This window comes from Shimia sagamensis (genome assembly GCF_900182745.1).
GTDB classification, from domain to species: Bacteria; Pseudomonadota; Alphaproteobacteria; order Rhodobacterales; family Rhodobacteraceae; genus Shimia; species Shimia sagamensis.
Genome location: NZ_FXTY01000002.1, coordinates 233,744 through 249,688, shown reverse-complemented (window position 1 = coordinate 249,688; position 15,945 = coordinate 233,744). Strand labels below are relative to the sequence as shown.

16 protein-coding genes are annotated in these 15,945 nt (G+C 56.9%); 7 read left to right on the top strand and 9 right to left on the bottom strand.

All coding sequences use genetic code 11. The features are described from left to right. Nucleotides 1-148: 148 nt before the first annotated feature. Entirely contained in the window at nt 149-1,339 is a 1,191-nt protein-coding gene (locus QOL67_RS05675; RefSeq protein ID WP_283425001.1) for a phosphoglycerate kinase, read from the bottom strand. A gap of 129 nt (nt 1,340-1,468) precedes the next feature. Between QOL67_RS05675 and QOL67_RS05670 the strand changes: the two genes are divergently transcribed. Continuing rightward, nucleotides 1,469-1,981 carry a peptidylprolyl isomerase gene (locus QOL67_RS05670; RefSeq protein ID WP_283425000.1) on the top strand — a complete coding sequence of 171 codons (513 nt, stop codon included), beginning with the start codon at nt 1,469-1,471 and terminating at the stop codon, nt 1,979-1,981. Beyond that, complete coding sequence (locus QOL67_RS05665; protein ID WP_283425461.1) at nt 1,974-2,519, top strand: peptidylprolyl isomerase; 546 nt, start codon at nt 1,974-1,976, stop codon at nt 2,517-2,519. The genes QOL67_RS05670 and QOL67_RS05665 overlap by 8 nt, the downstream gene beginning before the upstream one ends. 90 nt (nt 2,520-2,609) lie before the next feature. Here QOL67_RS05665 and QOL67_RS05660 read toward each other — a convergent pair whose 3' ends face one another. Continuing rightward, the gene (locus QOL67_RS05660; protein WP_283425460.1) at nt 2,610-3,764 is read right to left on the bottom strand and encodes a class I SAM-dependent methyltransferase; all 1,155 of its coding nucleotides are present in this window, start codon (nt 3,762-3,764) and stop codon (nt 2,610-2,612) included. Nucleotides 3,765-3,982: 218 nt separating this feature from the next. Between QOL67_RS05660 and QOL67_RS05655 the strand changes: the two genes are divergently transcribed. The 3 genes from QOL67_RS05655 (at nt 3,983) to QOL67_RS05645 (ending at nt 6,625) form a co-directional block, all read left to right on the top strand. Then, nucleotides 3,983-4,963: a DUF3179 domain-containing protein gene (locus QOL67_RS05655; protein ID WP_283424999.1), complete on the top strand. Its 981-nt coding sequence runs from the start codon at nt 3,983-3,985 to the stop codon at nt 4,961-4,963. Between the two features lie 83 nt (nt 4,964-5,046). Continuing rightward, a complete protein-coding gene (locus QOL67_RS05650; protein ID WP_283424998.1) occupies nt 5,047-5,406 on the top strand; it encodes a hypothetical protein in 360 nt (119 codons plus the stop codon). After that, the gene (locus QOL67_RS05645) at nt 5,399-6,625 is read left to right on the top strand and encodes an HlyD family secretion protein (RefSeq protein WP_283424997.1); all 1,227 of its coding nucleotides are present in this window, start codon (nt 5,399-5,401) and stop codon (nt 6,623-6,625) included. The genes QOL67_RS05650 and QOL67_RS05645 overlap by 8 nt, the downstream gene beginning before the upstream one ends. Nucleotide 6,626: 1 nt before the next feature. Here QOL67_RS05645 and QOL67_RS05640 read toward each other — a convergent pair whose 3' ends face one another. Then, the gene (locus tag QOL67_RS05640; RefSeq protein WP_283424996.1) at nt 6,627-6,947 is read right to left on the bottom strand and encodes an antibiotic biosynthesis monooxygenase; all 321 of its coding nucleotides are present in this window, start codon (nt 6,945-6,947) and stop codon (nt 6,627-6,629) included. 69 nt (nt 6,948-7,016) lie between these two features. Between QOL67_RS05640 and QOL67_RS05635 the strand changes: the two genes are divergently transcribed. Further along, on the top strand, nt 7,017-7,760 hold the full coding sequence (locus QOL67_RS05635) for a helix-turn-helix transcriptional regulator (protein ID WP_283424995.1): 744 nt from the start codon (nt 7,017-7,019) through the stop codon (nt 7,758-7,760). A gap of 15 nt (nt 7,761-7,775) precedes the next feature. Here QOL67_RS05635 and QOL67_RS05630 read toward each other — a convergent pair whose 3' ends face one another. The 6 genes from QOL67_RS05630 to QOL67_RS05605 all read right to left on the bottom strand — a co-directional run bounded on the left by QOL67_RS05630 (nt 7,776) and on the right by QOL67_RS05605 (nt 12,430). Further along, on the bottom strand, nt 7,776-8,096 hold the full coding sequence (locus QOL67_RS05630) for a hypothetical protein (protein WP_283424994.1): 321 nt from the start codon (nt 8,094-8,096) through the stop codon (nt 7,776-7,778). Nucleotides 8,097-8,197: 101 nt separating this feature from the next. Next, nucleotides 8,198-8,887, bottom strand: coding sequence for an aquaporin Z (gene aqpZ, locus QOL67_RS05625; RefSeq protein ID WP_283424993.1), 690 nt, complete (start codon nt 8,885-8,887; stop codon nt 8,198-8,200). Between the two features lie 214 nt (nt 8,888-9,101). Continuing rightward, nucleotides 9,102-9,647, bottom strand: a complete 546-nt coding sequence (locus tag QOL67_RS05620; RefSeq protein ID WP_283424992.1) for a bactofilin family protein — start codon at nt 9,645-9,647, stop codon at nt 9,102-9,104. After that, complete coding sequence (locus tag QOL67_RS05615) at nt 9,637-10,950, bottom strand: M23 family metallopeptidase (protein WP_283424991.1); 1,314 nt, start codon at nt 10,948-10,950, stop codon at nt 9,637-9,639. The genes QOL67_RS05620 and QOL67_RS05615 overlap by 11 nt, the downstream gene beginning before the upstream one ends. Before the next feature lie 188 nt (nt 10,951-11,138). Beyond that, entirely contained in the window at nt 11,139-11,969 is an 831-nt protein-coding gene (locus tag QOL67_RS05610) for a ferritin-like domain-containing protein (protein ID WP_283424990.1), read from the bottom strand. Further along, nucleotides 11,966-12,430, bottom strand: a complete 465-nt coding sequence (locus tag QOL67_RS05605; protein ID WP_283424989.1) for a peroxiredoxin — start codon at nt 12,428-12,430, stop codon at nt 11,966-11,968. The genes QOL67_RS05610 and QOL67_RS05605 overlap by 4 nt, the downstream gene beginning before the upstream one ends. A gap of 77 nt (nt 12,431-12,507) precedes the next feature. On the opposite strand from QOL67_RS05605, the gene QOL67_RS05600 reads away from it, so the two are divergent. Then, a complete protein-coding gene (locus tag QOL67_RS05600; protein ID WP_283424988.1) occupies nt 12,508-15,933 on the top strand; it encodes an AsmA family protein in 3,426 nt (1,141 codons plus the stop codon). Nucleotides 15,934-15,945: the final 12 nt, after the last annotated feature.

Here is a 15,945-nt window from a genome sequence, read left to right as displayed (position 1 = left end):
GGTTGTGAATAATGGGTTAAACACCCGTTGTCTTAGCTCATAGAGGAGCCGGACAACGGGTGCAATTATGGTGGCGCTACCGCTCATTAATTTGAGGGGCGGATTAATTTTGCGCCTTAGTTTTGCGCGATTTGCGCAAATGGTGGTGTTACTGGCTTAGGGCCGCGACGCCAGGCAACTCTTTGCCTTCCATCCATTCCAGGAACGCACCGCCTGCAGTGGAGATGTAGCTAAAGTCGGCAGCTGCACCAGACGCGTTCAGCGCGGCGACAGTGTCACCGCCCCCCGCCACGGAAACCAGTTTGCCCGCTTTGGTCAGGGTGGCGGCTTGCAGCGCAGCGGCGTCAGTTGCGGCGTTGAAGGGTTCGATTTCAAAGGCACCCATTGGGCCGTTCCAGATCAGGGTTTTGGAGGCTTCAAACACCTCAGCCACTTTGGCGACGGTGGCGGGGCCGGCGTCGAGGATCATCGCATCAGTTGGGCAGGCGTCTGCGGCGACGGTTTCATTGGCGGCGTTTGCAGCAAACTCGCGCGCCACAACAACGTCGGTCGGCAGCACGATGGTGCACCCAGCGGCTTTGGCTTTGGCCAGGATTTTGCGCGCGGTGTTGGTCATGTCGTGCTCGGCCAGTGACTTTCCGACATCGATGCCCTGGGCCGCGAGGAAGGTGTTGGCCATGCCGCCGCCAATCACGATGTTGTCGACTTTGGCCACCAGGTTGCCGAGCAGTTCGAGTTTGGTGGAGACTTTGGCGCCGCCAACAACGGCGGTTACCGGCCGGACCGGATCGGCCAGTGCGGCTTCCAGAGCGGAAAGTTCGGCCTGCATCAAGCGACCAGCGCAGGCGGGCAGGTCGTGTGCCAGGCCGCAGGTGGAGCTGTGGGCGCGGTGGGCGGCGGAGAAAGCGTCGTTGCAGAAGATGTCGCCGAGTTTGGCCATGGAGGTGGTTAGGTCGGCGTCGTTTTTGGTCTCGCCCGCGTGGTAGCGGGTGTTTTCCAGAAGAAGGACGTCACCGTCTGCCAGGGCGTTTACAGCAGCTTCGGCGGCGGGGCCAACACAGTCGGCAGCAAACATCACTTTGGTGCCAAAGGCAGCCTCAAGCGCGGGGACAAGTTGTTGCAGCGACATTTCCGGCACGCGTTCGCCTTTGGGGCGGCCAAAGTGCGCGAGCAGGATCGGCTTGCCACCGGCGGCAAGAATGTCCTTCACTGTGGGCACAATGCGGTCGATGCGAGTGGTGTCGGTGACTTGGCCATCAGCCACAGGCACGTTGATGTCCACACGAGTCAGCACACGTTTGCCGCTCAGCTGCATTTCATCGAGGGTCTTCCACGCCATGGTCTCAATCTCCAAAGAAAATCCGTTGCCGCATTCCTAGCGCACTGGGACATAGGGTCAACGCTCTCTTGGCATTCGCCGACGGGATGTTTAACTACGGGGCAAGAATTTACATTGAGGAGCGCCGACATGGCTGAGATCAAAGATCCTGAGAACACAATCCTGATGGAGCTGACCGGTGGTACGGTTGTTATTGAGCTGTTGCCAGACGTGGCACCGGGTCATGCGGAACGTATGAAAGAGCTGGCGCGCTCTGGTCAGTACGACAACGTGTGCTTCCACCGCGTGATCGACGGTTTCATGGCGCAAACTGGCGACGTGGCCAACGGCAATATGGAAAAAGATTTCAACCTGCGCAGCGCAGGCACCGGTGGCTCTGAGTTGCCAGATCTGAAAGCGGAATTCTCCAAACTGCCTCACGATCGTGGTACATTGGGTGCAGCCCGCAGCCAGATGCCAGACTCAGCGAACAGCCAGTTCTTCATCAACTTCAAAGACAACCACTTCCTGAACGGCCAGTACACCGTTTATGGCCGTGTCATTGAGGGCATGGACCACGTGGATGCAATTGTGAAAGGTGAGCCACCAGCAAACCCAGATCGCATGATCAGCGTCAAGGTGGCCGCAGATGTCGATGCTTAAGTTTGCTGCCGCTTTTGCCGTGATGGCCAGCCCTGCGCTGGCCACCGGTATTCAGATCGAGGTTGAAGGTGAGGCCAATGGCATCATTACCATCGACCTGTTTGAAGATGTGGCCCCCAAGCATGTTGAGCAGATCACCGCTTTGGCAGCTGAAGGTCAGTATGATGGCGTGGTGTTCCACCGCGTGATCGACGGCTTTATGGCACAAACGGGTGATGTGAAGTTTGGCAAACTTGGCGAAGACATGCGCATGGCAGGCCGTGGTGGTTCTGACCGTCCGGATTTGCCTGCGGAGTTTTCCGACAAGAGTTTTGATCGGGGTGTGATTGGGATGGCGCGCAGCCAGAACCCAAATTCCGCCAACAGCCAGTTCTTTATCATGTTTGCTCCAGCGCCACATCTGAATGGTCAGTACACTGTTGTTGGTCACGTGACCGAGGGCATGGACATTGTTGATGCGATCAAGCTGGGCAAAGGCCAAAACGGCGCCGTGATTGGCCAGCCCGATCTGATGAAAAAAGTCACTGTGACTGAGTGATCTGCATCGCGCCTTTGGCGTGATGGACGTAAAAAAGGCCCATCGCAGGGATTGCGGTGGGCCTTTTATTTTTGATTTCGTGTGCGTGCTTTAGTGCACCGGACGCTCGGAGGAGGGTGTCTCCTGCGTGTCTGGTACAAACCACGACGTCGTGGCTTCGGGCACGGGGGCGAAGGTGCTGCGGCTGTTCACGCCACGCTGCCAGATGATTGGGCGTTCTGCTGGGGTCGTGTCGTGGATAGACACGCTGAGTTTGGTGGCGTCGTGCTGCGCGGTGATGGTGACCTGAGAGCCCACCGAAACTGGTGTGGATTGCTCCAGCAAGTAAGAAAAACGGCCCCAATGGCCGTCGGTGTTTAAGTCGTTGGAGACTGAAATGCCCGGTGCCAGCACCATGTCAAAGCTGACCACAACCGCGTGGGCAGTGCCCATGGTGGTGCAGAAAAGCGGCAGCGTGGTTTTGCCGTGGGACATATCTGGACGGGTAAAGTCAAAGTGGAACAGGTCGCTGGTTGGGCCCAAAGGACGTAGGCCGCAGGCGGCGGAGTCGTTGGGAGTGACCTGTGCCACATTGGCAAACTTGTGGAAGGCAGAGAGGTCAAAACCTTCGGCTTCCAGTGGGCGGTATTGATTACGTAGCGCGGCGCTTTCCACCAGCTGCGCTTTGAGTGTGCCGCTTTCGGGCACCGCACGGGCGTTGGGTTTGGCGAGGTGTTCCATGGCGTGGGTCAGCGTAGCCAGGGCACCTTCGCCCAGCAGATTGCTGTCGACAATTTCGGAGACAACAACGTCGGCGCGGTCTGGCAGGTCTTCGCCGATGACCAGCTCGTGGGACCATTTTGACAGGACGGTGATTTTGTCGCTTAAACCATTGTCGGCGATCACCTGTTTGGCAGCTGTGGCAATCAGCGGCTGGCCTTCGATGGCATAGACGTGTTTGGCGCCCGCGCGGGCGGCCAGCATGGCGGTGAGGCCGGCGCCGCAGCCGATGTCGAGCACAATGTCGCCCGGCTGGACCTTGGCAGCAATGGCCTTGGCATAGGCTTGGTTGCGGACGGTGTCAGCCAACATAGGGAAGTGCCAGCGCGGCACAAACATTTGATGCAATTGCTCTTTCAGGAGATGCGCCGCATGGTTATGCGGGTCTTTCTCAAGCGCCTGAGCGAGCAGATTGGAGGCATGTACGCCGCCGTCACCCAGAGGGGCGTTTTCAGCAAGCGCCACAAGGCTGTTGGCGTCTAACATCTCAAAACGCGGTTCAAACTCGGCAATGAGATCCAGGTCAGCGGCAGAGGGTTGTTCTTCTAACAACTTTAATTTTCCTTTTTTGAGGCAAATGCTGCGGACCTAGCTATGCGGCAGAGGGATTGAGGATTGGTAAAGGGCTGTCACATCTGCGTGTGAGGGCTGGAATGGAGCGGAGTTTCGGCGCAGCCTAAAAGGAGACGCGGGAGGTTTTGAGTATGAGTGTAAGGCAATTGAAACACTGGATGGTTGCCGCTGTAGTCGCGGTTTTTGCAAGTGGTGCTTCAGCCGATCCAAGCTTTTGGAAACATGAATGGCCGGAGACGGATTTTTCCAAACACAGTGTGAAAAACTGGGTGGAGATATTGAGTGGCGGGCCACCCAAAGACGGGATCCCTGCGATCAGTGATCCGCAGTTTATTCGGGTGGGTGACGAAAGCCGGATTGGGGATCGTGAGCCAGTGGTGACTGTGGAAATCGCAGGAGAGCTGCCGCGGGCTTATCCAATCCGTTATTTGACCTGGCATGAGATTGTGAATGACACGGTGGGCACCACCCCAATTGCAGTGACGTTTTGCCCGCTGTGCAATTCGGCGATCACGTTTGATCGATTTGTGGATGGGCAAGTGTTGAGTTTTGGCGTGTCCGGCAAGCTGCGCAACAGTGACATGGTGATGTACGACCGCGAAACCCAAAGCTGGTGGCAGCAGGCAATCGGCACCGGAATTGTAGGCGAGATGACCGGAGTAAAACTTAAGGCCTTGCCGACGTGGATGGAAAGTTGGGGGCAGTTTAAGACCCGCCACCCGAACGGGCTGGTGATGGCAGAGCCGTCTTTCAACCGTGATTACGGACGCAATCCCTATGTCGGTTATGACAGCTCTGCGCGGCCGTTCTTGTACAGCGGAGAGAACCCGCCACATGGGGTGCCGCCGTTGGTGCGGGTGGTGCGTGTCGGGGAGCGGGCTTGGCCGTTGACGCGGCTGGCGGAGGAAGGCGTGGTGTCTGAAGAAGGCGTGACCATCTCCTGGCAGGAAGGACAAGCCTCGGCGCTGGACGGAGCCAACATTGGCAAAAGCAAAGATGTGGGCACTATTCGCGTGAAGGATGCAGGCGGCAAGGACGTGCCCCATGATGTGATGTTTGCTTTTGCCTTTCATGCGTTTTGGCCACAAGGCGAATGGATGTTGGGACAATAACTCCACTGAACAGTCTGTCGCGTTGATTTTGTTTCTCTTTTTTGCGTTACTGGAAAAAGAGTGTCAAAGGCGGGAAAAGTGGCATGCAGAGCACGTTGTCTGAAGAAGCGCTGGCGGTGTTGCCGTTTTGGGTCACGGGACCGGGGCAGACCGACGGGTTTATGTGGGCTGTGGGCGTTGTTCTTGTGGCTGTGTTGATTGGGTTTGGTACGCTCTATTTCACCATTCAATCCATTCCGGACCGCATGGCCACAGGCGCACATAAGGTGCAGATGCAACTGGTGAGCATGTTGGGGCTGGTGTCGCTGTTCACAATGAACAACGCGTTTTGGATTGCGGCCATTTTGATTGCGGCGGTGCCGCTGCATGAGGTGTTCCCGGCGTTTAGAGCACCCATTGAGGAAGAGCCCGCGCCAAGCACCGAGGAGACAGCCGATGCTTGAGCTGATTTTTTCTGCGCTGATCACCATTTTACCGGATTATCTCTATCGCCGTTTCAAGCAAGGCAAGCGCATTGGCCATGAGATCACATTGTTTAATGTGTGGTATGAGCTGCGCTGGGGGCTGACCTCATGTGCGGTTCTGGCGATTGCGCTGATCACGGTGATTTTTCATTTCCACCCTGCCGCAACCAGCGTGTCGGCGCCATTTCGGACGGTGTCGATTTTGTCCGAGCGGGCAGGGCGGGTGGCCGAAGTCTATGTGAGCAACAATGATCAAGTGAAAGCCGGGGATGCAATTTTCCGTCTTGATACCAGCAGACAGGAAGCGTCGGCGGAAACAGCGCGGCGGCGGATTTCCGAAGTCGAGGCGACATTGGGTGCCGGCACCGCGGATATTGCCGCAGCAGAGGCACAGGTCTTATCGGCAGAGGCGGTGTTTTTGCAGGCGCAGGATGATTTGACACGGCGACAAGAAGTGGCGCGGCGCAACGATTCTGTGGTCAGTGATCAGGAGTTGCAGCGATTGACCTCTGCGGTGATTCAGGCGGAAGGGGTCTATGACGGGTCTCAGGCGGTATTGCGCGGAATTGAAGCACGGGTGGCGGAAATCTTGCCAGCACAGAAAGCCAGTGCAGAGGCCATGCTGGCGGAGGCGCTCACAGAAATACGCCTGTCCACGGTGACAGCCGAAGTGGATGGGGCCGTCACGCAGTTTCTGTTGAAACCGGGAGATTTGGTGAACCCTATCCTGCGACCGGCAGGGATTTTGGTGCCGGATGTGACAGGGCAAGGGCGGTTCATTGCGACGTTTAAACAAATTGCGACGCCTGTACTGAAAGATGGCATGTTGGTGGAAATCACCTGTGCGGCCAAACCTTTGGAAGTCATTCCTATGGTGATTTCTGAGCGTCAGCGTGTGGTGGCCGCAGGTCAGTTTCGACCTGGGGATGCGTTGCAGGATGCTCTGGAGCGGCAGCGCAAAGGCTCTGTTCTGGTGTTCCTGGAACCTGTGTATGAATCGCATACAGATGACATTCCGCCAGGCAGCACCTGTGTCGGCATGGCCTATTCCAACCGCGGCTTGGAGATGGCCTCCGGTGAAATCACTGGGTTTGCAAGGCTTACCACGTCGATTGTGGATGGCATGGGCATCGCCAATGCCATCCTGATGCGGGCGCAGGCGATCTTGTTGCCGGTGCGCACGCTGGTGTTCAACTGACTTAGGCTGCGTGGGTTTCCAAAGAGACGTAGGTGTCCATGGGGGCGTCAGGGTCAAAATCGGTGAGGTCCATTACGGAGAAAAACTCTGCACAGACCGGGGATTGCATCTCTTTCTCCATGACGTCGGCCATGTCCGCCTCGCTGCGGAATTGAACGATGTCCAGATAGGTGCCATCCTCCGCGCGCACCAGTTCGCGGCGCAACACGCCCGGCTCGTTGGCAACAAAGTCTGACTGGAATTTGGCGGAAGCCGCGAGTAGGTCGGTCTCACTCTTGTTGGGCGCAAGTTTGATTGGGGCCAGAACGGTGATCGGGGTCATGTCAGTCTCCTGTATTAGTGACAGGCATGGGATATTGAATAATACGCCGTTTTATGTCCTATTTGTTGCATGACACAGAAACGTACCCGTGCAGACGCGCAGACCCGGATGATGCGGTTGGATCAAATCGCAGCGCAGTTGAAAGGCGAAGAGCCGTGCACGGTGGAGGATTTGGCCCAGACGCACGGGGTGAGCCGGCGCACCATTGCGCGCGATCTCGAGATCATGCGGGCACAGGGCCTGCCAATTGAGGCAGAGCGTGGTCGTGGCGGTGGTGTGCGCATGGATGTGAATTGGGGGGTAGGGCGGCTCAACCTGTCCTATGCCGAAAGTGTGGATCTGTTGATCAGCCTGGCTGTGGCGGAACAGATGAACTCACCGCTGTTTTTGGCGCAGATGGGGTCGATCCGTCGGCAATTGATTGCGTCGTTTTCCAGGGAAAAACGCCGCGCGGTAGAAGGTATCAAGAAACGGATTCTGATTGCGGAGCAGGCGTCTTTGCCGGTGCAAACCTCGATGGGGAAGCCCAAGCCACGGGTGGTACAAACTCTGCATCAGGCGTTTCTCAATCAGAAGCTTGTCGAGATTGACTACGTGCGTGAGGACGGGACCAAGTCAAAGCGCACGATTGCGCCGCATTACCTGCTGTTGTGTTCACCGGTATGGTATGTGCTGGCGTGGGACCATTTGCGAGATGCGCCACGCACGTTTCGGTGTGACAGGATTCAGAAGGCCACTGAAGAGTTTGAGAAGTTCGCTCTGCAGGGGCCTAAGGTGTTTGAGCCTGCGTTGGATCATTACAACGTGTTGTAAACTGGGCTAATGAGGTCAATCTGAGAAGGTGTAGCTGCCCATTTCACAGAGGTCGAGATTGTAGTCTTCCAACGTTGCACCATCGGCAAACTCAGCAAGGACATCGTAGACACAGGTGGTTTGGCCGTCTGCTATCCGAACATTGATTTCATAGCCGGAGTCGAGATAGCCACCGTCGATGAGGTTTTCTTCCCAGTTTTCGGAAGAAGAGGTGCTGACGTGGAAGGCTGTTACTGCTGCGCTGGATTCATTTGTTAGCAGGAAGTACAGGTCTTCTGCAGTTGCGCTGGTTGCGCAGAAAGTTGTGGCGAAAAGTGCGAGAAATTTTAGTTTCATAACGTGTCTCCTGAGTTGGTACAAAGGCTTTGGATCACCGATTCCATGTCAACTGGCACGCATTGCGAGGGCTGTGCGCCCTCGCAGAGTTCAAGCAGGTTTTACTCTTCAGACCCGAGGGTCTTCCACAAGATGCCACCAATTGCGGCACCAAGCAAAGGTGCCACCCAGAACAACCAAAGTTGAGACAGCGCAGGACCATCTGCAAAGAGAGCCACACCAGTGGAGCGGGCGGGGTTCACCGAAGTGTTAGTGACCGGAATGGAGATCAGGTGGATTAGGGTCAGGCCTAAGCCAATTGCGATGGGGGCAAAGCCCGCAGGCGCGCCTGAGGACGTGGAGCCAAGGATGATGAACAGGAAAGCTGCTGTGAGCACGACCTCAATGATCAAAGCCGACATCATGGAGTAGCCCTGTGGCGATGCTGCGCCGTAGCCGTTGGAAGCAAACCCGCCGGGGCCAGCAAACTCCGGTGCGCCGGAGACAATGAGGTAGAGCACAACAGCAGCGGCAATGGCGCCAGCCACCTGCGCAACCCAGTAAGGGATCAGGTCTTTGGCTTCAAAGCGGCCTCCAATCATCAGGCCCAGGCTAACGGCAGGATTGAAATGTCCGCCAGAAATATGACCGACGGCATACGCCATGGTCATGACCGTGAGACCAAAAGCCAAGCTGACACCAAGCCAGCCAATACCAACGTCTGCCACACCTGCGGCAAGTACAGCGCTGCCGCAGCCGCCAAGCACCAACCAGAAGGTGCCGATGAATTCTGCGCCGAGTTTCTGAAACATTTTATCACTCCCAAATATACCTTTGGGAAGCCTAGAAAGCGAACATGGCTCTGCCTAGGGGGGAAAAATGGGAATTGGCGCAGAGTGACTTGTCGGGGCGGACAGGCAAGCGCTTGTGTGTGGTCTGGGTTTTTGTGTGGTTTCAGTGGGTTGCGCAAAGAAAAACCGCCGCGCAGGGCGCAGCGGTTGACTGTCTCTGTGGCGTTTATGCCGCTTATTTGGCGGGCTTGCCCGCTGCTGGTGCCGCCGCCGGGGCTGCTGCGGTAGCTGCCGCAGCGCGTGGAGCTGCTGCTTTGCCAACGGTGAGTGGATCGTCCTGACGTTGCACAGAGCCTTCGAAGTGGGCGCCGCTTTCGATCGCAATGGTTTTATGGATGATGTCACCTTCCACGCGGGCTGTGGAGGTCAGGCGCACTTTCAAACCACGTACACGGCCCACGATGCGGCCGTTGATGACCACATCATCTGCAATGATTTCACCTTTGATGGTGGCAGTTTCGCCAACGGTCAGCAGATGGGCGCGAATGTCGCCTTCCACGGTGCCCTCGACCTGAATGTCACCGGTGGTTTTCATGTTGCCAGTGACGTGCAGGTCAGTAGACAGCACGGAGGCAGGTGGCTTGGCTTTGGGAGCCGACGCGCTTTTGAATTCGCTCGCCTTGGCCGGTGCGGCCGGGATCGCAGAGGTCTCAGCGGCCGCTGGCTTGGCCGGAGTGTTTGGTGTTGGTGCGGGGTCGTTGATCTTGCTCTTAGAAAACATCTCTTCCAGCCTTGATAAATGTCATCGGGTTCACTGCGCGACCATTGACGCGCACTTCGTAGTGCAAATGCGTGCCGGTCGAGCGTCCAGAATTGCCCATATCACCAATATGGTCGCCACGCGAGACTCTTTGGCCGACTTTTACGCGGATTTTCGCTTGGTGCGCGTAACGGGTTTCAATTCCGTGATCATGCTTGATCTTTACGAGGCGCCCATAGCCGGACAGCCAGCCTGCGTGGGTGACCACTCCGTCTGCTGTGGCGTAGATGGGGGTGCCGTAGCGGGCGGCAAAATCGGTGCCTTTGTGCATCCGTCCCCAGCGCATGCCGTAGCCAGAGGTGTAGCGGAAGGCGGATTTGATTGGGTTGTCAAAAGGCACGGTTTCCGCGGCGATACGGTAGACGTTCAACTGATCCAGCTGCTCAAGCAGGCGGTTGGCGCGCAGAGTCTCTGCGGAAATCTCGACGCCTTTGGTGGAAAAGCTGAGGGGCATCATTGGCCCACCTTGACCTTGGTAGCCGCGACGGACCTCGTCCATCAGGTTTTTGGTGTCCAGGCCTGCGGCGGTGAACATTTTGGTCAATGGTTCAACAGATACGGTCATGGCGTCTTCGAGCTGGCGGAAGATCTTGTCGTTTTTCTCTTCCATCAGGAGCAGCTCGCGCTCCATTTCCTCGGCTGCCCGCAGTGCCAGTTGAGCGTCGGCAACAACCTCATCGCGTTCAGCTGCCGTTTCATTCAACGCGGTGGACAGCACATCTAGCATGTCGTTGCCCAGTGGTGACGAGCCGATGAGGGCCGTCTGGGTTTCCGCTTGGGCTTGATCACGGGCCACAACTTCGTCGCGGGCCGCCTCACGTTCCTGTATGGTGCGGCGCAGGGTGGATTGAATGACCTCAATACCGGTTTCCAACTCCTTGCGGCGGATTTCAGAGGCAAGCAATTCGGACTGCATGTCTGAAATCTGTGTCAGAGCGGAGTTGAAACGAGACTGCGCGGCGAGGGCTTCCTCGGTGCGGGTGTCACGTTCTGAAGACAGATCGTTGAGACGCTGCTCATAGGTGAGTTGATCACGCTTGGCCTGTTCACGGAAGTTGCCGGAGCCAATACTGTCCATCAACAGGATTGCCGTGGCAATAATCGCCCAAGCGACAATTGCGGAAGATCCCACAAAGGCAATGAGTTGCGTGCTTGGCTTCAGGCGAATGAAGCGGGTGTCTGTGTCCGACCGAAGAAAGAGCCTGCGTTCCGGAAAGAAGCGTTCCAGGATCGCGTGCACACGGATCGCGAGTCGTGTTCTCACGGAAGTATTCCTTGTTTAGTCCCATCCCAGAGAGCGCCATCCCCGGCGCATCCCATTGTCCCCAACGTCTTTTTCAGACGCCTTGAGGCAAGGGTTTAGCGGTCTGCGCCATGTCCGGCAAGGTTTTTGACTTGTTTCGGCAATACGGCGCAGGTGTTGCGCGGGGATGGGCGGTTTGTTGCCGATCTTTAGCGGGCGTATGCGGGGGGCTCTTCGTCTGAAAGCGGCCAGTAGAAATCAGGTGGCAAACCGGCGTCAGCCCGCTTCTCTTCGTTGAATGGCGGCTTTAGGGCGCCGTGGAAGTATTTTTGCACAAGGCCATGGAAGGTGGCTTTGGGATCAAGCGCGTGACGGCCGCAGAGAAAATTAAACCATTTGGATCCGTAGGCAACGTGGCCAACTTCTTCGGCATAAATGATCCGCAAGGCTTCCAGTGTTTGTTCGTCTTTGGCATTTTCAAAAATGCGGATCATGCCGGGGGTAACGTCCAGCCCGCGCGCCTCCAGCACCATCGGTACCACAGCGAGGCGGCCCATTAAATCGTCACTGGTGTCTTCAGCCGCGCGCCACATGCCAGCGTGGGCGGGAAGCGCTCCGTAGAAGCTGTCTTTTGCTTCAAGGCTATCGCAGATTAGATTGAAATGGTTGGATTCTTCGGCCGCGGACTTCACCCAGTCGTCATAAAACCCAAGTGGCATCTCGACGTCCGTGAAGCGGGCGATGATGTCCCAGTGTAGGTCAACCGCATTGAGTTCAATATGGGCGACAGCGTGCAACATCGCGATGCGGCCTTGCGGGCTACCGGGTTTGCGTCGGGGCACGTCACGTGGGTTCAGCAGTTCCGGCTGCGCCGGACGCGCCGGTTGCAGCGGTGGATTAGCGGTGCCGATGGGCAACGGAGCACCCGCTTCACGGGCAGCAAACCACGCGTCGGCGTGTTGTTTGGAAATTGTGGTTTTGGCGCGGCCGTCTGCGGTGGTGAGCACCTCGACCGCCATTTCTGCAAGAGACTGTGTCATGAGAGCGCTTTCGCGGCGGCCAAAACCTCTTCCGCGTGACCGTCGACCTTCACTTTGGGCCATGTGCGGGCGATGTTGCCATTTGCATCAATCAACACGGTGGACCGCACAATGCCCATAAAGGTTTTGCCGTACATCTTTTTCTCGGTCCAGACGCCGTAGTCTTCACAAACGGAGCCGTTTTCATCAGACAACAGGGGCACGGTCAGGTTTTGCTTTTCAACAAACTTGTCGTGGCTTTTCATGGTGTCTTTGGAAATGCCAAAGACTTTTACGCCAGCTGTGGCAAACTCTTCAAGCAAATGGGAAAACGCGATCGCCTCTTTGGTGCAGCCCGATGTGTTGTCACGCGGGTAGAAAAACAGGGCCACAGGTGCGGGTTGCAGGGCCGACAAGGTGACGTCGTCGCCAGCAGTGGACGGCAAGATAAAATCGGGGGCAGGCTGGTTGGTCTCAATCATCAAATTGCTCCTATGCGGCCCGATGTTGCCAAAGCGGTGATCCGGTCTTGGGTCGGGCGTCTCTTGCAGGTATAGTTTTGTCCACGAGCACCGGAATAACAGAACACACAGAGGCATCAACCCTGACAGAGAACGGCGATCATAACTCCGCGTCTGAGGGTCCAGCCACCACATCCGAAACCACCGAATCTGCAAAAGACAGCAAGATGGTGGTGCATTCGGAGGCGGAGATCACAGAGGCCCCCCCCTCACGCCGACCACGTCGTGCGCGCAGGTTTGGCGTGATTGCGTTGTTCAGTTTGATAGTGCCTGTGGTGATTTTGGCCGTGGTAGGATTTGCGCTCAGCGGCAAGCCGCTTGAGGCACCGGACTGGCTGCACGATCGGGTGCAAACGGCTCTTAATCAACAACTTGACGGTGTTGATGTGTCTATTGAGCGCATGGCACTGGTGGTCGAAGATGACTGGGATCCAAGCATTGAATTGCAAGGAGTTCAGGTGTCGCCGGAGCAGGGCGGGACGCCGGTGCGGCTGGAAACGGTCCGGGCTCGGCTGGCTTTTGAACCGCTTCTGGATCGACAGATTGCATTGCGCGATGTGCAGGTGTCCGGCGTGACTTTGCTGGTGGTGCGTCAGGAAGACGGCCGAGTGCAAATCTCGATCGGCCAGGGAGGTGGCCCGTTTCAGACCGACACGGATATCACCACATTTGGTGACCAGATCGAAGGCTATTTGCAGGCGCCGTTGTTGGCTTACCTTGACTTGTTTCAGATCGAGGATGTCACCATCCGATTTGAAGACCGCCGCGCGCGTCAGGCCTGGACCGTGGATGGTGGGCACATCACATTGCGGCGCACGGATGAAGTGGTGGAACTGGCGTCACAAATGACGTTGTTGGGCGGCCGCAGCTACGCCAGTACAATTGAGGCATCGCTGATCACGCGGTTTGGGACGCGGTCCACGGAATTTGGGGTGAATTTTGAAGATCTTCCCAGCGAAGATATTGCCTCACAATCCGCCGCATTGAGTTGGTTGCAGATTTTGCGCGCGCCCATTTCCGGGGCGCTCAGGGCCAGCATCGACAGTGATGGCAACCTTGGCAATGTGAATGCAACGTTGCAGATTGCGGACGGTGTGTTGCAGCCGGATAGGGCAGTGCGTCCGGTGCCATTCGAAAGCATGCGCAGCTATTTGACCTATGACCCAAATCGGGGGGCTATCCGGTTTGATGAGCTGTCACTGAGCAGTGATATGGTGCGAGTTAACGCCCATGGGGAAGCGTTTATCGGGTCTTTGTCGCAAGGCTTGCCGGAAGAGTTTTTGGTACAGCTAACGTTGAACGAGTTTCGCGCCAATCCACGTAATCTGGACGATGATCCCGTGGCACTGGAACGGTCTTTTGCGGACTTCCGGCTGAAGCTTGATCCGTTTGAGTTGGATCTGGGGCAATTGGTGGTGCGCCAGAACGGCAATCAGATTGTACTGGATGGTAGTCTGACAACTGAAGGCGAAAACTGGGCTTATGCCCTCAACGGGCATATGGACGAGGTGGAGCCGGCAAGCGTGCTTGCGCTGTGGCCAAAAAGCTTCAAACACAAGCTGCGCAAGTGGATCGACCTGAACATCTATAAAGCAACTCTACATGATATTGATCTGGCGGTGCGGTCAAAAGGCGCGGAACTGCCGGATGTATACGTGAATTTCCAATTCCGCGATGTCGACATTAAGCCGGTAAAAACCATGCCTCCGGTCCGTGATGGGATCGGGTTTGGGGTGTTGAAGGATCACAAGCTGCACATCACTGCGGAGGCAGGCTACGTTGAAGCGGACCAAGGGGGCCGCATTGATGTGGCGGGCACCAATATGGTGATCTTGGACACGCGGGTGAAAAAATCGCCTGCTGTGGTGCACGCTCAAGCGCGGGGACCGGTGGAGGCGGTGTTGTCGCTTCTGGATCGCAAGCCGCTTGAGTTGTTCACCAAGGCCAAGCTGCCTGTGGATTTTGCCTCCGGGCAGGCAAACCTGGCTGGCATTGTGGAATTGGTGCTCAAGGACAAGCTGCCCATCGAAGAGGTGGTCTATGATGTTTGGGGTGACCTCAGTGATGTGCGCAGCACACATTTTCTACCGGGCAAAGAAATGCGGGGCGCATTGCAAGTTGGGGCCACACCGGAGCGGGTGGACGTTTGGGGAGATGGGTTTGTCGAGGACATTCCGGTCACCGCGAAGTGGCACATGTTTGGCGGCAAGGAAAATGCCGGGCGGAGTTGGCTCAGCGGGACGGCAGAGTTGAGTGCTGCGGCGTTGGATGAGTTTGAAGTCGGGTTGCCCAAGGGCACGGTGTCTGAGGTTGGGCAAGTGTCCTATGAAATTGACATTGTTCGCGACGAAGCGCCCAAGTTACGCTTGTGGTCTGATTTGGTAGGCATGCGTATGTCGTCGCCGCCTCTGGGGTGGCGAAAAGAGGCCAAGGCCGAGGGCAATCTTGAAGTGGACATGTCCTTAGGCAAGTCGCCGTCCATCGACCGGATTGTGTTTGAGGCTCCAGGGCTGCGGGCCAAGGGTCGCATTTCGATTGCAGAAGGTGGTGGTCTTGGTGTCGCGCAGATGGACAGTTTTACGGTGGGCCGTTGGTTGAGCGGCACTGGAAGAATGCTTGGGCGTGGTAAAGCGCCGCCGGCTGTGGTGATGACCAGCGGGCGTTTGGATATGCGGCATATGCCGGACAGCAGCAAGAGCAGCGGTCGCGGCGGTGCAGCGGGTATTGGGCCAATCACCGCCAATGTGGACGAGGTGGTTGTTACGGATAATATCCGGCTGGGGCCAGTGAAAGCAGAGCTTGGCTTTAAGGGCGGCTTGAATGGCAGTTTTAGTGGGAACTTCAAAGGTGGCCCTTTGGTGTATGGCACTTTGGCGCCGCATCAGAACGGCACACAGTTGCGGGTGACGTCCAACAATGGCGGGCAGATTGCCCAGCGCATGGGCGTGGTGAAGTCTGCCAGTAAAGGGGCGATGACCCTGTCGATGGTGCCTCGCGCTTCCAAAGGCGAATATGACGGTGTGCTGGAGATGAAAGACGTCAAAGTTCAGCAAATGCCGTTGGTTGCGGAGTTGTTAAATGCGATTAGCGTGGTGGGATTGGTGGAACAGTTGGCCGGGCCGGGGATCTTGTTTACAGATGTGTTTGCCCGCTTCCGCTTGACGCCGGATCGGTTGGTGATTGGAGAGAGCAGCGCCGCGGGGCCTTCAATGGGGCTGTCTGCCAACGGGACCTACGGCTTTGCGCAGGAATGGTTCAACTTCCAGGGAACGGTATCTCCAATTTACGCGGTGAACGTGATCGGGCGGCCTTTTGCGCGGCGGGGTGAAGGGCTGATCGGGTTCAATTACACCCTGCGTGGCCCAGCAAAGCAGCCGGAGATCTCGGTAAACCCACTCTCGGCCTTGACGCCGGGCTTCTTTAGAGAGATTTTCCGCCGTCCACCTCCGGACCTGAGTAACTAACGGCGCGATCTC